This is a genomic window from Spiribacter onubensis (assembly GCF_040838425.1).
Classification (GTDB): Bacteria; Pseudomonadota; Gammaproteobacteria; order Nitrococcales; family Nitrococcaceae; genus Spiribacter; species Spiribacter onubensis.
In genome coordinates this window covers 157,633-177,167 of the sequence record NZ_JBAKFI010000004.1, presented here as the reverse complement: position 1 = coordinate 177,167, position 19,535 = coordinate 157,633, and the positions used below count along the sequence as shown (strand labels likewise).

At 65.0% G+C, this 19,535-nt stretch carries 19 protein-coding genes; 18 read left to right on the top strand and 1 reads right to left on the bottom strand.

Annotation, left to right across the window (positions count from 1 at the left end; translation table 11 throughout):
• Positions 1-21 precede the first annotated feature (21 nt).
• The 5 genes from thrH to lysS all read left to right on the top strand — a co-directional run bounded on the left by thrH (position 22) and on the right by lysS (position 7,644).
• Complete coding sequence (gene thrH, locus V6X63_RS08635) at positions 22-630, top strand: bifunctional phosphoserine phosphatase/homoserine phosphotransferase ThrH (RefSeq protein ID WP_367966267.1); 609 nt, start codon at positions 22-24, stop codon at positions 628-630.
• Entirely contained in the window at positions 627-1,214 is a 588-nt protein-coding gene (locus V6X63_RS08630; protein WP_367978645.1) for a metallophosphoesterase family protein, read from the top strand. Before thrH ends, V6X63_RS08630 begins: the two co-directional genes overlap by 4 nt.
• Positions 1,207-4,983 (top strand): ATP-dependent RNA helicase HrpA, encoded by a 3,777-nt coding sequence (hrpA, locus tag V6X63_RS08625; protein ID WP_367978644.1) that lies wholly within the window; start codon positions 1,207-1,209, stop codon positions 4,981-4,983. The genes V6X63_RS08630 and hrpA overlap by 8 nt, the downstream gene beginning before the upstream one ends.
• A gap of 36 nt (positions 4,984-5,019) precedes the next feature.
• A protein-coding gene (prfB, locus tag V6X63_RS08620; protein ID WP_367978643.1) for a peptide chain release factor 2 occupies positions 5,020-6,118 on the top strand; the annotation gives its coding sequence in 2 pieces (ribosomal slippage) (positions 5,020-5,094 and positions 5,096-6,118; 1,098 coding nt in all).
• Positions 6,119-6,156: 38 nt separating this feature from the next.
• Positions 6,157-7,644 carry a lysine--tRNA ligase gene (gene lysS, locus V6X63_RS08615; protein WP_367966271.1) on the top strand — a complete coding sequence of 496 codons (1,488 nt, stop codon included), beginning with the start codon at positions 6,157-6,159 and terminating at the stop codon, positions 7,642-7,644.
• A gap of 9 nt (positions 7,645-7,653) precedes the next feature.
• On the opposite strand, the gene ygfZ is transcribed toward lysS, so the two are convergent.
• Positions 7,654-8,622, bottom strand: coding sequence for a CAF17-like 4Fe-4S cluster assembly/insertion protein YgfZ (gene ygfZ / locus V6X63_RS08610; RefSeq protein ID WP_367978642.1), 969 nt, complete (start codon positions 8,620-8,622; stop codon positions 7,654-7,656).
• Between the two features lie 86 nt (positions 8,623-8,708).
• On the opposite strand from ygfZ, the gene V6X63_RS08605 reads away from it, so the two are divergent.
• The 13 genes from V6X63_RS08605 to lepB all read left to right on the top strand — a co-directional run bounded on the left by V6X63_RS08605 (position 8,709) and on the right by lepB (position 19,529).
• Positions 8,709-8,942 (top strand): DUF1674 domain-containing protein, encoded by a 234-nt coding sequence (locus tag V6X63_RS08605; RefSeq protein WP_367978641.1) that lies wholly within the window; start codon positions 8,709-8,711, stop codon positions 8,940-8,942.
• 107 nt (positions 8,943-9,049) lie between these two features.
• Entirely contained in the window at positions 9,050-9,430 is a 381-nt protein-coding gene (sdhC, locus tag V6X63_RS08600) for a succinate dehydrogenase, cytochrome b556 subunit (protein WP_367966274.1), read from the top strand.
• Between the two features lie 11 nt (positions 9,431-9,441).
• The gene (sdhD, locus tag V6X63_RS08595; protein ID WP_367966275.1) at positions 9,442-9,822 is read left to right on the top strand and encodes a succinate dehydrogenase, hydrophobic membrane anchor protein; all 381 of its coding nucleotides are present in this window, start codon (positions 9,442-9,444) and stop codon (positions 9,820-9,822) included.
• Between the two features lie 3 nt (positions 9,823-9,825).
• Positions 9,826-11,613: a succinate dehydrogenase flavoprotein subunit gene (gene sdhA, locus V6X63_RS08590; RefSeq protein WP_367966276.1), complete on the top strand. Its 1,788-nt coding sequence runs from the start codon at positions 9,826-9,828 to the stop codon at positions 11,611-11,613.
• Positions 11,614-11,630: 17 nt separating this feature from the next.
• Positions 11,631-12,410 carry a succinate dehydrogenase iron-sulfur subunit gene (locus V6X63_RS08585; RefSeq protein ID WP_367966277.1) on the top strand — a complete coding sequence of 260 codons (780 nt, stop codon included), beginning with the start codon at positions 11,631-11,633 and terminating at the stop codon, positions 12,408-12,410.
• 13 nt (positions 12,411-12,423) lie between these two features.
• Positions 12,424-12,687 carry an FAD assembly factor SdhE gene (locus tag V6X63_RS08580; RefSeq protein WP_367966278.1) on the top strand — a complete coding sequence of 88 codons (264 nt, stop codon included), beginning with the start codon at positions 12,424-12,426 and terminating at the stop codon, positions 12,685-12,687.
• Positions 12,688-12,694: 7 nt separating this feature from the next.
• The gene (locus V6X63_RS08575; protein ID WP_367966279.1) at positions 12,695-13,066 is read left to right on the top strand and encodes a hypothetical protein; all 372 of its coding nucleotides are present in this window, start codon (positions 12,695-12,697) and stop codon (positions 13,064-13,066) included.
• 121 nt (positions 13,067-13,187) lie between these two features.
• Positions 13,188-13,775, top strand: a complete 588-nt coding sequence (rpoE, locus tag V6X63_RS08570; protein WP_367966280.1) for an RNA polymerase sigma factor RpoE — start codon at positions 13,188-13,190, stop codon at positions 13,773-13,775.
• 5 nt (positions 13,776-13,780) lie between these two features.
• Positions 13,781-14,383: a sigma-E factor negative regulatory protein gene (locus V6X63_RS08565; protein ID WP_367978640.1), complete on the top strand. Its 603-nt coding sequence runs from the start codon at positions 13,781-13,783 to the stop codon at positions 14,381-14,383.
• A complete protein-coding gene (locus V6X63_RS08560) occupies positions 14,367-15,404 on the top strand; it encodes a MucB/RseB C-terminal domain-containing protein (protein ID WP_367978639.1) in 1,038 nt (345 codons plus the stop codon). Before V6X63_RS08565 ends, V6X63_RS08560 begins: the two co-directional genes overlap by 17 nt.
• 31 nt (positions 15,405-15,435) lie before the next feature.
• Positions 15,436-16,863, top strand: a complete 1,428-nt coding sequence (locus V6X63_RS08555; RefSeq protein WP_456242979.1) for a DegQ family serine endoprotease — start codon at positions 15,436-15,438, stop codon at positions 16,861-16,863.
• A gap of 110 nt (positions 16,864-16,973) precedes the next feature.
• A complete protein-coding gene (gene lepA / locus V6X63_RS08550; protein WP_367978638.1) occupies positions 16,974-18,770 on the top strand; it encodes a translation elongation factor 4 in 1,797 nt (598 codons plus the stop codon).
• Between the two features lie 21 nt (positions 18,771-18,791).
• Positions 18,792-19,529 (top strand): signal peptidase I, encoded by a 738-nt coding sequence (gene lepB / locus V6X63_RS08545; RefSeq protein WP_367966285.1) that lies wholly within the window; start codon positions 18,792-18,794, stop codon positions 19,527-19,529.
• The last annotated feature ends 6 nt before the right edge of the window (positions 19,530-19,535 follow it).

The following is a 19,535-nucleotide window of genomic DNA, read 5'->3' as shown; positions in this document are numbered from 1 at the left end:
TGATTCTTTGGGCGCAATCAAGTGAATATCGTCTGTCTCGACCTCGAAGGGGTGCTCGTCCCCGAAATATGGATCGACTTCGCCGACCTCACCGGCATCGACGCACTGCGGGCCACCACACGCGACATTGCCGATTATGATGAGCTCATGCGGATGCGCCTCGATACCCTGGCCCGGCACGGGCTCGGGCTGCCTGATATCCAGGCGGTCATCGATCGCATGGCGCCGCTGCCCGGCGCCAGGGCGTTCCTGGATCGGCTGCGTGAGCACTATCAGGTCATCATTCTCTCGGATACGTTCTACGAATTCGCCCGACCGCTGATGCGCCAGCTCGACTGGCCGACGCTGTTCTGCCACACGCTGGAGACAGCCGGGGACGGCAGGATCAGCGGTTATCGCCTGCGTATGGCGGACCACAAGCGGGCTGCGGTCAGGGCGCTTCGCGAACTCAACTTCAACGTGGTCGCCGCGGGCGACTCCTATAACGACACGGCCATGCTGGGGGCCGCCCATCAGGGAATCCTGTTCCGGGCGCCCGAAAACGTGATCCGCGAGTTCCCGGACTTCCCGGTGACCAGCGAATACGAGCAGCTCAGCGACACCATCGCGGAGGGCTTCGCTCGGTCATGATCGACCGGCCGGTCCGTGTCGCGATCCTCGCGGATACCCACGGGTTCCTCGACAGCCGGGTGGCGGAGCAGGTCAGCCACTGCGACATCGCGCTCCATGCCGGCGATGTCGGCGGGGCCGACATCCTCTTTGCGCTGCACCCGCGCGAAGAGGTGATCGCCATCCGCGGCAACAATGATGACGCGGCCCACTGGCCGGAAACCGAGCTCGATACCCTGGAGAAGCTGCCCCGAGAGGCCTCCGTGGAACTGCCCGGCGGGCGCGTCAAGCTCATCCATGGTGACGATGGCGGGAGTATCGAACAGCGGCACCGCCGATATCGGCGCGACTATGCTGACTATCGAGCCGTCGTGTATGGCCACAGCCATCAGCAGCTCACCGATCAGTCGGCGACGCCATGGATGCTCAATCCCGGCGCCGCGGGCCGCACCCGCACCTATGGCGGGCCTGCCTGCCTGATCCTGACCTGCGGCGAGCACGACTGGCAGCTCGAGGCACTGCGGTTTGAGCCGCGCAGTATCCGCCGTCGCCGCCGCCGACCCGACACCCGCTCAGTGGACGACGCCCACGACCCGGATGACTGAACGTCGACGTCGCCGCCGGGGTAATCGTCGCGGTCAACGCCCGGAAGGCACCCCCGACCGCTCGCAGGAGCGCGCTCGCGCTGCCCGTGAGGCGCTCACGCTCCATCCGGACTTGAACCTGGACCTGCCTGTCCTCGAGCATGCCGAGGAGATCAAGGCCGCCGTGCGCGATCACCCGGTGGTGGTGATCTGCGGCGAGACCGGCTCAGGCAAGAGTACGCAGCTACCCAAGCTCATGCTGGCAATGGGACGCGGGATCGACGGCGTGATCGGGCATACCCAGCCGCGACGTATCGCCGCCCGCAGCCTTGCCGGCCGGGTGGCCGAAGAGTGCGGCACCGAACTCGGTGCAGGCGTGGGTTACCGGGTCCGATTCAGCGACCGGAGCGGCCCACAGACGCGGGTCAAGCTGCTGACCGATGGCATGCTGCTTGCCGAGACCCAGGCCGACGAGATGCTGCGGGGATACGACACCCTGATCATCGATGAGGCCCATGAGCGTAGCCTCAACATCGATTTCCTGCTGGGCTATCTCAAGCGGCTGCTGCCCCGGCGGCCGGATCTGCGGGTCATCATCACCTCGGCGACCATCGACCCGGCAAGGTTTGCCGAACATTTTGGCGATGCGCCGGTCATCGAGGTATCGGGGCGTACCTGGCCGGTGGAGGTCCGCTATCGACCGCTGATCGAGCAGTCCGAAGACGAACGCGAGCGCAGTCTTCGGCAGGCCGTGCTCGAGGCGGTGGATGAGCTCGCCGGCCTGGGCCGCGGGGATGTGCTGGTGTTCCTGCCGGGTGAGCGGGAGATCCGCCAGTGCGCGGAGGCGCTGCGCAAGCACCACCCGCCGCATACCGAGATCCTGCCGCTCTATGGCCGGCTATCGACCGCCGAGCAGCAGCGAGTCTTCGCCCCCCATCGCGGGCGTCGCATTGTCCTGGCGACCAATGTCGCCGAGACCTCCCTGACCGTGCCCGGCATCCGCTACGTGGTGGATAGCGGTCTTGCGAGGATCAGCCGCTACAGCTACCGCACCAAGGTCCAGCGGCTGCCGGTGGAGCCGGTGGCCCAGTCCAGTGCGGATCAGCGGGCCGGGCGCTGTGGCCGCGAGGGGCCGGGCGTCTGCATCCGGCTTTATGACCAGACCGACTATGAGTCACGGCCGCGTTTTACGGATCCCGAAATCCTGCGGACCAACCTCGCTTCGGTCATCCTGCAAATGAAGCACCTGCGGCTGGGCGCCATCGAGGACTTTCCGTTCATCGAGCCGCCGGACCCGCGGTTCGTCAAGGATGGCCTGAAGCTGCTGGACGAGCTGGGCGCGCTCAACCGGCGTCAGAACCTCTCCCGTCTCGGCCGCCAACTGGCCCGCCTGCCGGTGGATCCCCGGATCGCCCGGATACTGCTGGCGGGCGAGCGCGAGGGTGCACTGCGGGAACTGCTGGTCCTGGCCGCTGCGCTATCCATCCAGGATCCCCGCGAGCGTCCCATGGATCATCGTGAAGCGGCGGACACCGCGCAGTCCCGCTGGCAGGACCGGCAGTCGGACTTCGCCGGGCTGCTCCGGCTCTGGGATGAGTATCGTGAGCAGGCACACCATCTGAGCCGGCGCAAACTGCAGGCCTGGTGTCATGAGCATTTCCTCTCGCATGTCCGCATGCGCGAGTGGGCCGACGTGCATGGTCAGCTTCACGGGCTGGTCCGCGATATGGGACTGGCCGAGAACGAACGACCGGCGAAGCCCATCGCCATTCACCGGGCGCTGCTGAGCGGATTCCTTTCCAATATCGCCCGTCGCGACGACGGCGAAGAGTATGTCGGCCCGCGGGGGCTGAAACTCGCCATCCACCCCGGCTCCGGAGTCGCCAGGAAACGGCCCCGCTGGATCATGGCCGCCGAGCTCGTTGAGACCCGCCGTGTGTTTGCCCGCACGGCGGCCGAGGTCCGGCCTGAGTGGATCGAACCGCTGGCGCGGCATCTCGTCAAGCACCGGTATCACGATCCCTGGTGGGATGCCCGCAAGGGCAAGGTCTTCGGCCGCGAAGACGTGACCCTCTATGGCCTGCCGATTGTCAGTGGCCGCAAGATCGATCATGCCCGAGTGGCGCCGATGGAAGCGCGGGAGATATTCATCCGCGATGGTCTGCTCGGCGATCCGCCGCCGAATGCCCCGGCGTTCCTGAAAGCCAACCTTGCGCTGGTTGAAGAAGTCGAGGCGCTCGAGGCCAAGGCCCGGCGCCGCGACGTGGTGGTCGAGCCGGATGCATTGATCGCCTTTTATGACGAGGCCCTGCCGGAATCGGTGGTGGATGGCCCCAGTCTTGAGCGATGGCTGCGGGATGGCGGCGACGATCGGTCCCTTCGGCTGGATCGTGGTCAGCTCATGGCGCGCGCGGTGGACACGGGGCCGGCGGACTACCCCGATCATCTGGACCTGAACGGCATCCGTCTGCCGTTGCGGTATCACTTCGCGCCGGGCAGTGACGATGATGGCGTGACCGTCCGTATTCCGGTGGCGGCGCTCAACTCGCTGGCACCCGAACCCTTCGAGTGGCTGGTGCCGGGATTGCTGGAGGAGAAGGTCATCACGCTGATTCGGGCGCTGCCCAAGGCGCTGCGCCGCAACTTCGTGCCCGTGCCGGACTTCGCCCGTGCGGTGCTGGAATCGATCACGGCCCGGGAAGGTTCGCTGGAGTCGACGGTCCGCCATGAGCTCCGCCGCATGACCGGTGTCGATCTGCCCGCCGGGATCTGGGACGAGGTCGCGGTGCCGATGCACCTGCGCATGCGTTTTGCCGTCCTCGACCGTCAGGGTCAGGTCCTCGGCAGCGGCCGTGACCTGCCCGTTCTGCAGCGCGAGTTCGCCGCGCATGCCGCCGAGGGATTCGAGGCGCCCGGTGATTCAGGTTTCGAGCGTACCGGCATCAGCGACTGGGACTTTGGCGGGCTGCCCGAGCGGGTGCCTTTCGAGCAGGGCGGCATCACCCTGCAGGGCTATCCCGCGCTGCGCGTCGAGCAGGATGGTCTTGCGCTGCGACTGCTGGATGGGCCTGAACGGGCGGCGGCCTGCCATCGTGCCGGCGTCCGGGCCCTGCTCATGAAGCGCTTTGCGCAGCAGGCGCGCCATCTGCGGCGGGGGCTGGACGGGCTGGATCGCATGGCGATCGACTACCGCGATGTCGATTCAGCCGACGCGTTCAAGCGTGAGTTTGCCGAGGCGGTATTCGATCATGTTTTCCTGCGTGACGAGGTCCCGCGGGACCGGGAAAGCTGGTTGACCACCTGTCAGCAGGGACGCGCGGATATTATGCCCGCGGCGGAGCGGCTTCGTGATCGCGTCTCTGATATCCTTGCGCGGCAGAAGCGTGTACGGCGTGCCGTTACTGGTGAAATCCCGCTCGGGCTGGTGGACAGTTATCAGGATCTGCGCCACCAGCTTGACGGGCTGATTCATCCGGGATTCATGCTGGACACCCCGGCCGAGCGCCTTGAGGATCTGCCGCGTTACCTGGCGGCGATGGAGCGGCGGGTGGAGCGGATCCAGCGCGATCCGAGCCGGGACCAGGCGGGCCTCGCCACCATACAGCCGCATCAGCGCCGCCTGGATGAGGCCATGGCCCGTCATGCGCGCAAAGCCATTCGTGATCCGGCGCTGGACCAGATTCGCTGGCTGATCGAGGAGTACCGCGTGTCACTGTTCGCGCAGGATCTCGGGACGCGCGAGCGGGTCTCGGAAAAGCGGCTGGCCCGCGCCTGGGAAGCAGTGCGCTGAAGCAGCACCGGCAACGCACAAATCAAGAGGGATAACGTGCTCGATACCAATCAACTCGCCAGTCAGCTCGATGACCTCAAGGGACGCACCGAGTCCCTGAGGGGGTATCTTTGACCTCCCGGAGCAGGAGGAGCGCTTTGAGGAAGTCAATCGTGAACTGGAGCAGCCCGACGTCTGGAACGACCCGGACCGCGCTCAGGCCCTGAACCGTGAGCGGGCCGCCCTGGAGCGGGTGGTCGGGCAGATGCGTGGGCTCATCACCGGGCTCGGGGATGCCGGTGAGCTGCTCGAAATGGCCCGCGAGGAGGACGACGAGGAGACGCTGGCCGCGGTCGCCAGCGACCTGGCGGAGTACGAAAAGACCGTACAGGGGCTCGAGTTCCGTCGCATGTTCTCCGGGGAGATGGATCCCGCCAACGCCTTTCTCGATATCCAGGCGGGGTCCGGCGGGACCGAGGCGCAGGATTGGGCCGAAATGCTCCTGCGCATGTACCTGCGCTGGATCGAGCATAAGGGCTTCAAGGGCGAGCTCATCGAGGTGTCCGAGGGCGAGCAGGCGGGTATCAAGAGCGCCACGATCCGCGTTGAAGGTGATCACGCCTTCGGCTGGCTGCGCACCGAGACCGGCGTTCACCGACTGGTGCGGAAATCGCCGTTCGACTCCGGTAACCGTCGGCATACCTCGTTCGCCTCGGTATTCGTGAGCCCCGAGCTGGACGAAGACGTCGAGGTCGAGACCGATCCGTCCGACCTGCGCGTGGACGTCTATCGGGCGAGTGGCGCCGGCGGTCAGCATGTCAACCGGACGGAGTCGGCGGTGCGGATTACCCACTTGCCCACCGGCATCGTGGTGCAGTGCCAGAACGATCGCTCCCAGCACAAGAACCGTGCCACGGCCATGAACCAGCTGCGTGCCAAGCTCTACGAGCGCGAGATGGAAGCGCAACGCGAGCAGGCCGCGGCGGTGGAGGATTCCAAGGCCGATATCGGCTGGGGCAGCCAGATTCGGTCCTATGTGCTCGATCAAAGTCGAATCAAGGACTTGCGTACCGGTGTTGAAGTCGGTAATACCCAGGGCGTCCTTGATGGCGACCTGGACCCTTTCATCGAGGCAAGCCTCAAGGCCGGGCTCTAGGGCGCGGCTCAGTCAAGTACCCGCAAGAAGAGAACACCATGGCTGAAGAGCAGGAAGAGCATCGCCTGATCGCCGAGCGGCGGCGCAAGCTGGATGAGTGGCGGGCGCGCGGTGAGGCGTTCCCGAACGACTTCCGGCCCCGGGATCGGGCCGGTGACCTCCAGCAACGCTGCGCGGACTGGGACGCCGATCGTCTGGAGGCGGAGGCCATCCGCGTCAGCATCGCGGGACGCATGATCCTCAAGCGGGTCATGGGCAAGGCCAGCTTCGCCACCCTGCGCGACATGTCGGGTGACATCCAGCTCTTCATCCGGCGCGATGAAGTGCCGGAGGGCGTATACGAGGATTTCAAGGGGTGGGATGTCGGCGATATCGTCGGGGCCGCGGGCACCCTGATGCGCACCAGAACCGGGGAGCTCTCGGTGCGATGCGACGAGTTGCGCCTGTTGACCAAGTCGCTACGGCCGCTGCCCGAGAAGTACCATGGTCTCGGTGACACCGAGGCCCGTTATCGCCAGCGCTACCTCGATCTGATGACCAACCCCGAGGCGCGGCGCATCTTCAACATGCGCAGCCGCATCGTGCGGTATATCCGTGATCTGTTCCACGAACAGGGGTTCCTCGAGGTGGAAACCCCGATGATGCAGCCAATACCGGGGGGCGCGGCCGCCAAGCCGTTCGTGACCCATCACAATGCCCTTGCCCTGGATCTCTACCTGCGTGTCGCGCCGGAGCTCTATCTCAAGCGCCTGGTGGTGGGAGGCTTCGAGCGGGTCTACGAAATCAACCGCAATTTCCGCAACGAGGGTGTCTCAACCCGGCATAATCCTGAGTTCACCATGCTGGAGTTCTACGAGGCCTACGCCGATTACCGCGATGCCATGGACCTGACCGAGGGTCTGCTGCGCGGTCTGGCCCGGGAAGTGGTGGGCAGCGAGGAGATCGAGTGGCAGGGTGAGCGGATCGATCTGGCGCCGGCCTTCACGCGACTGAGCATGCGCGACGCGGTGCTGGCCGAGAACCCGGGGTTGGTCGGACGGCTGGACGACCGCGAGGCCCTGGCCGGACGCGCCGGGGAGCTCGGTATCGATGTCCAGGCCCAGTGGGGCGCTGGCAAGCTGCTGCTGGAGATCTTCGAGAAGACCGCCGAGAGCCGTCTGCGCCAGCCCACCTTCGTCATCGACTATCCCACCGAGGTATCGCCACTGGCCCGGCCCCGCGACGACGACCCCACCGTGACCGAGCGCTTCGAGCTCATCATTGCCGGCCGGGAGATCGCCAACGGATTCTCCGAGCTCAACGACGCCGAGGACCAGGCCCGCCGCTTCCGGCATCAGGCCGAGGAAAAGGCCGCCGGTGACGAAGAGGCCATGCATTACGACGAGGACTATATTCGTGCGCTCGAATATGGCATGCCGCCGGCAGTGGGTGAGGGCATCGGTATCGATCGTCTGGTGATGATGCTCACCGACAGCCCCTCCATCCGCGATGTGCTGCTGTTCCCGGCGATGCGGCCGGAGGCCTGAGCCGGCGCGTCAGGCCGGCGGCGGATAGGGGAGGTCGAGCAGTTCGAGGCCGGTGCCGTTGGCCGTCAGCTCGCCGTCGCCGGCCTTGTCGATCCGCAGGACCGCAAGCATCTCACTCCTTCCGCCAGGTGCCCCGGCGGCGCTGACCACGAGCCCGGCCTCGCCCCCTTCGGAATCATTCACGGGGGTGCCCGGTGGCGGCGGATCCCCGGTCACGCGGGCACGGTAGAGGCGGCGCTTGAGCCGGCCACGGTAGTGCATTCGCGCGACCACTTCCTGCCCCGGGTAACAGCCCTTCACGTAACTGATCCCGCCCAGCGGCTCGAGGTTGAGCATGGTGGGGATGATCGATCCGCTGGTTTCGTTCGAGATGGCGGGCAGGCCGGCGCGGATATCCTGGAGCTGCCAGAACGCCTCGCTGCCCTCGGTCAGTACGTCCCGGAAGCGCTCCCAGAATGCCTTGGTCTGCTCCTTCGGCGCGAGAAGCACATAGCGCAGCCCCCGGTCGCCCGGGAGGGCGATGATGTGCAGATCGCCGGCCCGCGCCAGTCCGTCGGGCTGGCTCGGCAGTGAGCCAGCGGCCTCGGTGAGCAGGGTTTCGGCCACTGGCCCCGCGAGCCCCAGCAGTGCCTCGGCCGGCGTCAGATCCGTGAGGGCGACCCGTGAACGCAGGATGAACATCTGCAGCTTTGGCTGGATTGCCTGGAGCAGCCCGGCATCGGCGATCAGCAGTAGGCCGGTGTCGCTCGGCACGACGCGGAAAAGCGCACGGGTCCGACCCTTGGGGTTGCACCAGGCGGCAAGGGTGGTGGTCGACTCGTCCAGGCTGTTGACGGCCTGGGTGAGCTGGTTGTGAAGAAACTCGCCGCTGTCCTCACCTGCCACATGAAGAACGCCCAGTGAGGGGAGAGGGCAGACAATGCCGCTGTCCGCCAGGGCCATTTCCATTTCATCCACGGTCGGCAAGGGTTCAGGCATGCTCAGCTCCGGATCGAATGCGTTCGGGTGAATGTCCATGAGATGATGCCACTGGCGTCATTCAACATGTACCCGGAGGGACTCCCATGACTGATGACCGCGAAGAACAGCACCTGGATGCGGCCGACGGGATCCGATCGGCCGAAGAGGTATCCCCGTCCGCCGAGACCGAGACCGGGACCGGGACCGAGACCGGGACCGGGACTCAGACCGACTGGCAGCGGCCGGAGACCTGGCCGAAGGAAGTCGGGGGGAAACGCGGACCCGAGCCGACCCGCTACGGCGATTGGGAGAGTAACGGCCGCTGTACCGACTTCTGAGTGATCAGTCGGTGTTTTGTTGCGCTGCGGCGATCTTGCGCGCGAAGCCGCTTGAGCGTAGTTTATTGGGATAATTCCAAAACACATGGCCCCCGGAGAGAGCCGCGATGAGCACGGATAATCGTCCACTTTCCCCGCATCTTCAGGTCTACCGTCTGCCCTTCACCGCGCTGACCTCCATCAGCCACCGGATCAGTGGGGTGCTGCTGTCCGCCGGGTCCCTGGTGCTGGTCTACTGGGTGCTCGCCGCTGCCGCTGGACCAGACAGTTACCAGACGGCCAGCGCCATTCTTGGCAGCCTGCCCGTGCAGATTCTGCTTTTCCTCTGGACGTTCGTCCTCTTCTACCATCTCTGCAATGGTATCCGGCACCTGATCTGGGACGCCGGTCACGGCTTCGAGCTGGAGACCGCGGAGCGTTCCGGTCAGATCGCCATCGGCGCGGCGGTGGCACTCACGCTCATCGCCTGGCTCATCGCCCTGGTCTGAGGAGAGATCCCATGCAATACCGAACACCCATCAAAGAAGCCCGGGGGCTGGGTGCCTCTCACCACGGAACAGCCCACTGGTGGGTGCAGCGCATGACGGCGATCGGCATGGTCCCGCTCATGCTCTGGCTGGTGGTCGGGCTGGCGATGCACACGGGCGGCGGCTACGCGAACGCCGTAGCCTGGCTGGGCAGCCCGTTCAACGCGATCGTGATGGTCCTCACCTTCGGCGTTCTGTTCTATCACGCATCCCTTGGGCTGCAGGTGGTGCTCGAAGACTACGTCAGCCACAAGGGGGTAAGGCTTGCCCTGGTGCTGGCCGTGCGTTTCCTCGCCCTGCTGCTCGCCACGGCGGCGATCTTTGCCGTCCTCAAGATTGCATTCGGAGGCTGACCGATGACCGCCGATTACGAGATTGTCGATCACACCTATGATGTCGTGGTGGTGGGTGCCGGTGGTGCCGGTCTGCGCGCCACATTCGGCATGGCCGAAAAGGGCCTGAAGACCGCCTGTGTCACCAAGGTGTTCCCGACCCGCAGCCATACCGTGGCGGCGCAGGGCGGTGTCAGCGCAGCCCTTGGCAACATGGGCGAGGATGACTGGCGCTGGCATGCCTATGACACCATCAAGGGCTCGGACTGGCTGGGCGACCAGGACGCCATCGAGTACATGTGCCGGGAGGCGATCCCGGCCATCATCGAGCTCGAGCACTACGGTGTTCCCTTCTCCCGGACCGAGGAGGGCAAGATCTATCAGCGGCCGTTCGGTGGCATGACCACGCACTTCGGCGAGGGCACCGCCCAGCGCACCTGTGCGGCGGCGGATCGGACCGGCCATGCGATTCTGCATACGCTCTATCAGCAGTCCCTGGCCCATCAGGCCGAGTTCTACATTGAGTTCTTCGCCCTCGACCTGATCATGGAAGACGGCGCATGCCGCGGCGTGATCGCGCTGGAGCTCGCCACCGGCAGGATCCATCGCTTCCGTGCCCATATCGTTGTGCTGGCGACGGGCGGCTATGGACGGGCCTGGTTCTCCTGTACTTCGGCGCATACCTGCACCGGCGATGGTGGCGGCATGGTGCTGCGCGCCGGCCTGCCACTGCAGGACATGGAGTTCACGCAGTTCCACCCCACCGGCGTCTACGGCGCCGGCTGCCTGATCACGGAGGGCGTGCGCGGCGAGGGCGGTTATCTGACCAACTCGGAGGGCGAGCGCTTCATGGAGCGTTACGCCCCCAACGCCAAGGATCTCGCCTCTCGCGACGTGGTGTCCCGGTCGATGACCGTGGAAATCCGCGAGGGACGGGGGGTCGGCCCCAACGCCGACCACATTCATCTGCATCTTGAGCATCTCGGGCCTGAGGTCATCCATCAGCGCCTGCCGGGTATCGCCGAGACGGCAAGGATTTTCGCCGGCGTCGACGTCACCAAGGCGCCTATCCCGGTGCTGCCGACGGTGCACTACAACATGGGCGGTATCCCGACCAACTATCGCGCGGAAGTGGTCGCGCCGCGCGACGGCGATCCGGATGCGGTGGTCCCGGGGCTGATGGCCATCGGCGAGGCGGGTTGCATCTCCGTACACGGAGCGAACCGGCTCGGCTCGAATTCCCTGCTCGACCTCGTGGTCTTCGGCCGGGCGGCGGCCATCCGGGCCGCGGAGATCGTTGCGGAAACCGGCGAGCACAAGCCGCTCCCCTCGGACAGCGCCGAATACTCGCTGTCGCGGCTCGATCGCCTCCGCAATGCGGATGGCGAGAACCCGACCGCCGGCATCCGGGAGCAGATGCAGAAGACGATGCAGGACTATGCCGCCGTCTTCCGCACCCAGGAGACCCTCGAGGAGGGCCACAAGCGCATCCATGAAATCCAGGCGATGTTCGGAGATGTGAAGCTCACCGATCGCTCGCTGGTCTGGAACACCGATCTTGTGGAGACTCTGGAACTCGAGAACCTGCTCGGGAATGCGGTGGTGAGCATGGACTCGGCGCTCAACCGCCAGGAGAGCCGCGGCGCTCACGCCCGCGAGGATTACAGCGAACGTGATGACGAGAACTGGATGAAGCACACGGTCTCCTGGCTGCAGGAGAGTGGCGATGTCCAGCTCGACTATCGACCGGTGCACATGACCACGCTGACTGACGAGATGGAAGTCATTCCGCCCAAGAAGCGCGTGTACTGACCCAGGAGAGGTTTGCCATGGCCCAGTTCATCCTGCCCCCCAATTCCCGGATCAAGCAGGGCGAGCATTACGCCGCGCCGAGTGGTGCGGTGAATACCCGGATCTTCAAGATCTATCGCTGGGAGCCGGACTCCGGCGAGAACCCGCGGCTGGACACCTACGAGGTGGACCTGGACAGCTGCGGGCCGATGGTGCTCGACGCCATCATCAAGATCAAGAACGAAATCGATCCGACACTGACCTTCCGCCGCTCCTGCCGCGAGGGGATCTGCGGTTCCTGCGCCATGAACATCGATGGCAGGAACACCCTGGCCTGCACCAAGGCGATCGATGAAATCGATGGCGACGTGCGGATCTACCCGCTGCCGTCGATGAGGGTGGTCAAGGATCTCGTTCCCGACATGACCCATTTCTACGCGCAGTATGCGTCGATCCGACCCTGGATCCGCACGCAGACACCGCCGCCCCCGGACCAGGAGCGCCTGCAGAGTCCGGAGGATCGCGAGGAACTCGACGGGCTCTACGAGTGCATCCTCTGCGCCTGCTGTCAGACCTCCTGCCCGAGCTACTGGTGGAACCCGGACCGCTATCTGGGACCGGCCGTCCTGCTGCAGGCCTATCGCTGGATCGCCGATAGTCGGGACGAGGATACCGGCGGGCGCCTTGATGATCTCGACGATGCCTTCAAGCTCTATCGTTGCCACACGATCATGAACTGCGCGTCGGCCTGCCCCAAGGGCCTGAATCCCGCCAAGGCCATTGCCGAGATCAAGCGTCTCATGGTCGCCCGGCAGTGATCCGCCGCGGCGTATGAGCGAGATATCCAGGCTGCGCTGGCGTTGCCGGCGCGGCACGACAGAGCTGGATCGCCTGCTGACCCGGTTCCTCGAGGCGCCGTCCGGCGGCTATGGGTCACTTGATACGGCCGGGCGGACAGCCTTCGAGCAGCTGCTTGACTGCGAGGATGACCATCTCATCGATTGGCTCGTGAACGGCCAGCGGCCCAGGGAGGGTGCCCTTGTCGATATCGTCAACCGAGTTAGAGGCGCCTCCGGTCTATCGACTCAGGCCTAGCTGGCGTTTGCGCGTCGCACTCCTCCTCCTGCCCGCCCTTGCGGCCACCGGACTGCTCATCAGTGTCGGCCTGCCCGCCCTGCTCAGGTCTTTCGGCGTGCTCTTCACGCTGGCGGTGACGGTCGTCACCCTGCGCTGTCACTGGCCCGACCCCGCGCGGGGTCCATGGGGTTTCAGACTGGAGTCGCCCAGGCGATGCCGCGTCCTCTGCGCTGATGGCAGTGTGGAGGTGGCACGCATCACTGACGCTCTGATCCTGCCGTCGCTGGTCGTGCTCTCACTGCGGGGCAGCGGTTGTCGCCGTGCCCTGGTCATTCCATCGGATGCGCTCGATGCCGAGTCGCACCGGCGTTTGCGCCGCGAGGCAAAGGCGTGGTGAGGCGTTTGCGGGGCTCCGGGGCATCCGCTAGCCTTGCCACCACTGTGAACTTCTACTGTATTCCCTGGTCAATTTGTTCTGGCAGCGTCCGGCTGCCGGGGGCGCCGGGCGCGGAGGGCAAATGAGTACCGCGAATGCGGACAAGGAGTTGGTTGAGCGTGTTCAGGCCGGTGACAAGCAGGCCTTCGATCTGCTGGTACTCAAGTACCAGCACAAGCTCGTCAAGCTCATTTCCCGCTATGTCCATGATCACGCCGAGGCGCTGGATGTCTCTCAGGAAGCCTTCATCAAGGCCTACCGGGCCCTGCCACGATTCCGTGGCGACAGCAGTTTCTACACCTGGCTCTATCGCATCGGCATCAACACGGCCAAGAATCATCTCGTCTCCCAGGGCAGACGGCCGCCGGATAACGATATCGATGCACAGGATGCCGAACGTTACGACATTGAATCGCGTCTCAAGGATCAGGAGTCGCCGGAGGCGCTCGCCCAGCGCGACCAGGTGCAGGAGACCGTGATGAGCGCCATCGAGGACTTGCCGGATGACCTGCGCACCGCCATTACGCTGCGGGAATTCGAGGGATTGACGTATGAGGAGATCGCAGAGGCAATGGATTGCCCGATCGGTACGGTTCGGTCACGGATTTTCCGTGCCCGCGAGGCAATAGATAAGCGGCTCCGGCCGCTTATATCTGGGACAGACGGGTGACGACGATGCAAGACGATTCACTGGAACAACTCTCCGCGTTCGTGGACGGTGAGCTGGGGCGGGACGAGTCCCGGTTCCTCGGGCGGCGGATCGCGGCGGATCCAGCGCTCCGCGAGCGGCTCAGCCGCTACCATGCGATCAATGCGGCCGCCCGTGGCGACTATGTCCCGGGTGCGGACCGGCTTGCGGGTCTCGTCAGCGAGGCATTGAGCGATGAGCCGTCGCATGAAGCCGCAGCCGGAGAGGCGGGCCGCAACCGCGGCTGGCATCGGCTGTCCCCCATCCTGCAGCCCGTGGGCGGCGTGGCGCTCGCGGCCAGCGTGGCGCTCGGTCTGGTGGTGGCGTGGCCGATGGTGTCCGGACCATCCCAGCCGTCCCAGCCATCGATGGACGTGGCGGTCCGCGTGCCTGCCGAACCCGCCGCCGGCAACCTGTCCCGGGTCGGCGGCGAGGGCAGTATCGAACCCGGCATTGCGGCATCGGGGGACGTGGAGGTCCGCCGCCGTCTCAGTCCCTACTTCGTCAACCACAGTGAGCACGCGGCAACCGGACGCCTTGGTGGAACGCTGAAATACGCCCGTATCGTCAGTCATGATGCGGAACGCTAGAGGGCTCGGGCCCATCGTCGAAGCCGCGGCCCGGCGCGTTCTCCTGCTCGCCTGCGTCGCCGTCTGCCCGATCGCCCTGGCCAGTGAGTCACCGGAGTCGGCCGCCGGCTGGGTGGAGTGGGCCAACGAGGCCCGCGACAGCCACAGCTTCATCGGCGAGTTCGTGTATCAACACGGCAGCGATATAGGCAGCATGAAAATCTGGCGCGCCGCGGACTCCGAGACCGGTATCCGTGAACGTCTCGTTTCCCTGTCGGGACAACACCGTGAAATTCTCCGTGGCGGTGATTCCGTCACCTGCATCCTGGGTAATAGCGAATCGGTGCTCATCGACCAGCGCCAGCTTCGTCGTCCCCTCAGTGCGCGCATCCCCGAGGACGTCGACCGCCTGCGCCCCCATTATGAGCTGCGCCTGGTGGGGAAAGACCGGGTCGCCGGTCGTCCCGCGATGCAGATCATGCTCGAGCCTCAGGATGAGTTCCGTTACGGCTACTCGGTCTGGCTCGACAGCGAAACCGGCCTGCTCACCCGGGCGGAGGTGCTTGGGCCCGATGATCAGGTCATCGAGCAGCTCATGATGCTGGATATCGAAATCCTGGATCGGATCGACCCGGCGCTGCTCGAGCCCACGCTATCGGGCAGGGAGGAGGAGTATTCGCGGATTACCAATGACCTCGCCCGCGCTGAAACCGACGCTCACCCGCAGCACGAGTGGGCGATGGCGGACCAGCCCGCGGGGTTCGCCGTACAGATGGACCGTATCCAACAGCTCCCCGGTCGCCCCCACCCTGTCCGCCACATGATGCTGTCTGATGGGCTGGCCACGGTATCGGTGTATATCGAGCCGGAAAGCCAGGCCGGGCGTTTCGAGGGTGGCATGCAGATGGGCGCGATGAACGCCTATGGACGAATGCATGACGGTTATCAGGCCATCGTCGTGGGCGAGGTGCCGGCGGTGACGGTGGAACGCATCGCCCGCTCGCTTGTCCCCAATATCGACAGCAGTCAGCCAGGACAATAGATTCATGAAAACTCCAGTCAATCGCGTCCGCATGCCTCGCATGCTCGTCATGGCGTTCGTCACGGTCATGACCCTGTCGGCCGGCAATGCCATCGCCCAGAATCTGCCGGAATTCACCGGGCTGGTCCGTGACAACAGCGCGGCGGTGGTCAACATCAGCACCACCCAGGAGATCGAGGCGCATCAGGGCGGCATGCCGAATATCCCGGGTATGCCCGATCCGGACGAACTGCCGGAGGGGCATCCCTTCCGCGACTTCATGGATCGGTTCATGGACGAGGATGGTGATCCAGCCCCGCGGCGGGATTCGCGGTCACTCGGGTCGGGATTCATCCTCTCAGAGGATGGCTATATCCTCACCAATCATCATGTCGTTGACGGCGCGAGTGAGATCGTCGTGCGCCTCAATGATCGGCGGCAGTTGACTGCGGAGCTGGTTGGTGCCGATGACCGGACCGACCTGGCGCTGCTGAAAGTGGACGGGAATGATCTGCCGACCGTGAAGACGGGGGAGTCGTCCGATGTCGAGGTCGGCGAGTGGGTGCTGGCCATCGGCGCGCCGTTCGGCTTCGAGCACTCGGTGACGGCCGGCATCATCAGCGCCAAGGGGCGCAGCCTGCCCACCGAGAACTATGTGCCGTTCCTGCAGACCGACGTGGCCATCAATCCGGGCAACTCGGGGGGGCCACTGTTCAATCTCGACGGCGAGGTGATCGGCATCAACTCGCACATCTACAGCCGCTCCGGTGGGTTCCAGGGCATCTCGTTCGCCATCCCCATCGAGCTGGCGATGGAGGTCGCCGACCAGCTTCGCGAGGGCGGTGAGGTGAGTCGTGCCTGGCTCGGCGTGGTGATTCAGGATGTCACCCGTGACCTGGCGGAGTCCTTTGGCATGGATCGGCCCGAGGGCGCACTCGTGGCGCAGGTGCTACCGGACAGCCCGGCAGCGGCGGCCGGTCTGGAGCCTGGGGACGTCATCGTGGAATTCGATGGACGTGACGTGCCCACGTCGGGTTCGCTACCTCCGATGGTCGGTCGGGCGCCGGTTGGTTCAACCGCCCCGGTCGTCGTCATGCGTGACGGCGGACGCGAGACCATTGATGTGACCCTCGCCCAGCTACCGGAAGATGCCGGGCAGCGGCGCGACGACGGGCGTGATGGCCAGTCGGGTGATTTCGAGGAGCTGGGGCTGAGCGTCGAGCCGCTCAATGCGGAACGCCGCGAGGCACTCGGACTCGACCCGGATGTCGAGGGAGTCGTGGTGACCGGTGTCAGCGGCGGACCGGCGGCGGAAGCCGGCGTGGAGCCGGGTGACGTGATCACACGGGTCAACCGTGAATCCATCGACAGCCTCGGGCAGTTCCGCGATCTCGTCTCCAGCATCGAGTCCGGCCGGAGTGTCCCACTGCTCGTCCTCAGGGATCAGAGCCAGCGCTTCCTTGCCCTGCGTATGCCCTGATGGGTATCGTGTCGGATTGATGTGTCGGCCGTCGGTCGGCCGGGCCGCAGCAACCCTTGTTGCTGCGGCTTCCTCGTTTCCGCAGGCGGCCTGAGCCGGGCCAGGACTTCATGGACCAGATCAGAAACTTTTCCATTATTGCGCATATCGATCATGGCAAATCCACGTTGGCGGATCGGCTGATCGAGCGATCGGCGCACTTCCAGTCCCGCCAGATGAACGAGCAGATGCTCGATTCCATGGATCTCGAGCGCGAGCGGGGCATCACGATCAAGGCGCAGAGCGTCTCCCTCGACTTCACCGCCGCCGACGGACAGACCTACCAGCTGAATTTCATCGATACGCCTGGTCATGTGGATTTCTCGTATGAGGTCAGCCGCTCGCTTTACGCCTGCGAGGGCGCACTGCTGCTGGTGGACGCCTCGCAGGGCGTCGAGGCACAGAGCGTCGCCAACTGTTATACGGCAGTGGAGCAGGGCCTCGAGGTGATCCCAGTCCTCAACAAGATCGATCTTCCCTCCGCAGAGCCTGATCGGGTGATCCAGCAGATCGAGGAGATCATCGGGCTGGACGGGGCCGAGGTGGTGCCCATCAGTGCCAAGACCGGTGATGGCATCGACGACCTGCTCGAGGCCCTGGTGCAACGCATCCCCGCGCCGCAAGGCAACGCCGACGGTCCGCTCAAGGCGTTGATCATCGATTCCTGGTTCGACAACTACCTCGGGGTGGTGTGTCTGGTCCGCGTCTTTGATGGCGAGCTGCGAAAGGGAGACAAGATCAAGGTCATGTCGACGGGGCGTGAGTTCCAGGTGGATGAGCTGGGCATCTTTACGCCCCAGCGCAAGACCTGGGATTCGCTCAGCGCCGGCCGGGTCGGTTTCGTGGTGGCCGGTATCAAGGACATCGACGGGGCGCCGGTGGGTGATACGCTCACCCACGCGAAAAACCCCACCGGCGACCCGGTGCCCGGTTTCAAGGTGGTTCAGCCGCGGGTATTCGCCGGTGTCTTTCCGACCAGTTCCGAGGACTATGAGGCGTTCCGCGATGCCCTCGGCAAGCTGCGGCTCAACGATGCGGCGCTGCACTACGAGCCGGAGAACTCCGAAGCGCTCGGGTTCGGGTTTCGCTGCGGGTTTCTGGGCATGCTCCACATGGAGATCGTCCAGGAGCGCCTCGAGCGCGAGTACGGCCTCGACCTGATCACCACAGCGCCGACGGTGGTGCACGAGGTGGTGGACAAGGAGGGAGAGGCCCATCTGGTGCACAACCCCTCCGAGCTGCCCCCGGTGAACGATGTCGAGGAGATCCGCGAGCCCATCATTCACGCCAGCATCCTGGTGCCGCAGGCCTATGTCGGTGCGGTGATCAAGCTCTGCGAGGAAAAGCGCGGAACGCAGAAGGGCATGCAGTATGTCGGCAACCAGATCGCGCTCGAGTACGAGATGCCCATGGGCGAGGTGGTGCTGGATTTCTTCGACCGCCTGAAGTCGGCTTCGCGGGGCTATGCCTCATTCGACTACGAGTTCCGGCGTTTCCAGCGTGAGCGACTGGTGAAACTGGATATCCTGGTGAACGGCGATCGAGTCGATGCCCTGTCGGTGATCGTTCATCGGGATCAGGCCGAGGGCAGGGGCCGTGAACTCACCGAGAAGCTCAAGGAGATCATTCCCCGCCAGCAGTTCGAGGTGGCCATCCAGGCTGCCGTGGGCTCCAAGGTGATCGCCCGCTCCACCGTCAAGGCGCTGCGCAAGAACGTGACGGCGAAGTGCTATGGCGGTGATATCACCCGCAAGCGCAAGCTCCTCGAGAAGCAGAAGCAGGGCAAGCGACGCATGAAACAGGTCGGCCGGGTGGAGATCCCCCAGGATGCGTTCCTGGCGGTTCTGCAGGTCGATCAGGATAAATAGACGCGCAGGCGGGCCAATCGGATGCTGGATTTCGAGCTGCTTCTTGTCCTGCTGACCGCGGTCAGTGGTGTGATCTGGTTATTCGATCGATGGCGCCGCCGCCGACGACCGGCGGATGCACGGGTCTCCTGGTGGGTGGACCTGGGCCGATCGCTCTTTCCCGTGATCATTATCGTGCTCGTCGTGCGCTCCTTCATCGTCGAGCCATTCCGCATCCCATCCGGCTCCATGCTGCCCACGCTGGAAGCGGGCGATTTCATCCTGGTCAACAAGTTCGGCTATGGGCTTCGGCTGCCGGTCAGCCATGATCTGATCGTGCCGGTTGGTGAGCCGGCGCTGGGCGATGTCGTGGTCTTCCGCTACCCGGTGGATCCCTCTCAGGATTACATCAAACGCATCGTCGGGCTGCCCGGCGATACCATCACCTATACCGGCAAGCGGCTTGCGATCAACGGCGAGCCCGTTCCCATTGAGCGCCTCGGCGAGTGGAGCGGGGATGATGCGTTCAATCTCTTCCGCGAGCGCCTCGGCGATGACTGGCACGAAATGATCGAACACCGGGGCAGCAGTGGCCGGGGATTCAGTTTTACCGTGCCGGAAGCGCACTACTTCGTGATGGGGGACAATCGGGACCGGAGCAGTGATAGTCGCTTCTGGGGGCCGGTACCGCGTGAGAATCTCGTGGGCAAGGCCTTTTTCATCTGGCTGAGCTGGAACGGTGGCCCGAACTGGTCACGCATGGGTGACGTCATTGAGTGATTGCAG

Bases quoted from the DNA above. Each gene is read 5' to 3' on its own strand.
- V6X63_RS08630 (WP_367978645.1), top strand. From the start codon at position 627: ATGATCGACCGGCCGGTCCGTGTCGCGATCCTCGCGGATACCCACGGG.
- hrpA (WP_367978644.1), top strand. From the start codon at position 1,207: ATGACTGAACGTCGACGTCGCCGCCGGGGTAATCGTCGCGGTCAACGC.
- lysS (WP_367966271.1), top strand. From the start codon at position 6,157: ATGGCTGAAGAGCAGGAAGAGCATCGCCTGATCGCCGAGCGGCGGCGC.
- ygfZ (WP_367978642.1), bottom strand. From the start codon at position 8,622: ATGCCTGAACCCTTGCCGACCGTGGATGAAATGGAAATGGCCCTGGCG.
- V6X63_RS08605 (WP_367978641.1), top strand. From the start codon at position 8,709: ATGACTGATGACCGCGAAGAACAGCACCTGGATGCGGCCGACGGGATC.
- sdhC (WP_367966274.1), top strand. From the start codon at position 9,050: ATGAGCACGGATAATCGTCCACTTTCCCCGCATCTTCAGGTCTACCGT.
- sdhD (WP_367966275.1), top strand. From the start codon at position 9,442: ATGCAATACCGAACACCCATCAAAGAAGCCCGGGGGCTGGGTGCCTCT.
- sdhA (WP_367966276.1), top strand. From the start codon at position 9,826: ATGACCGCCGATTACGAGATTGTCGATCACACCTATGATGTCGTGGTG.
- V6X63_RS08585 (WP_367966277.1), top strand. From the start codon at position 11,631: ATGGCCCAGTTCATCCTGCCCCCCAATTCCCGGATCAAGCAGGGCGAG.
- V6X63_RS08580 (WP_367966278.1), top strand. From the start codon at position 12,424: ATGAGCGAGATATCCAGGCTGCGCTGGCGTTGCCGGCGCGGCACGACA.
- rpoE (WP_367966280.1), top strand. From the start codon at position 13,188: ATGAGTACCGCGAATGCGGACAAGGAGTTGGTTGAGCGTGTTCAGGCC.
- V6X63_RS08565 (WP_367978640.1), top strand. From the start codon at position 13,781: ATGCAAGACGATTCACTGGAACAACTCTCCGCGTTCGTGGACGGTGAG.
- V6X63_RS08560 (WP_367978639.1), top strand. From the start codon at position 14,367: ATGATGCGGAACGCTAGAGGGCTCGGGCCCATCGTCGAAGCCGCGGCC.
- V6X63_RS08555 (WP_456242979.1), top strand. From the start codon at position 15,436: ATGCCTCGCATGCTCGTCATGGCGTTCGTCACGGTCATGACCCTGTCG.
- lepA (WP_367978638.1), top strand. From the start codon at position 16,974: ATGGACCAGATCAGAAACTTTTCCATTATTGCGCATATCGATCATGGC.
- lepB (WP_367966285.1), top strand. From the start codon at position 18,792: ATGCTGGATTTCGAGCTGCTTCTTGTCCTGCTGACCGCGGTCAGTGGT.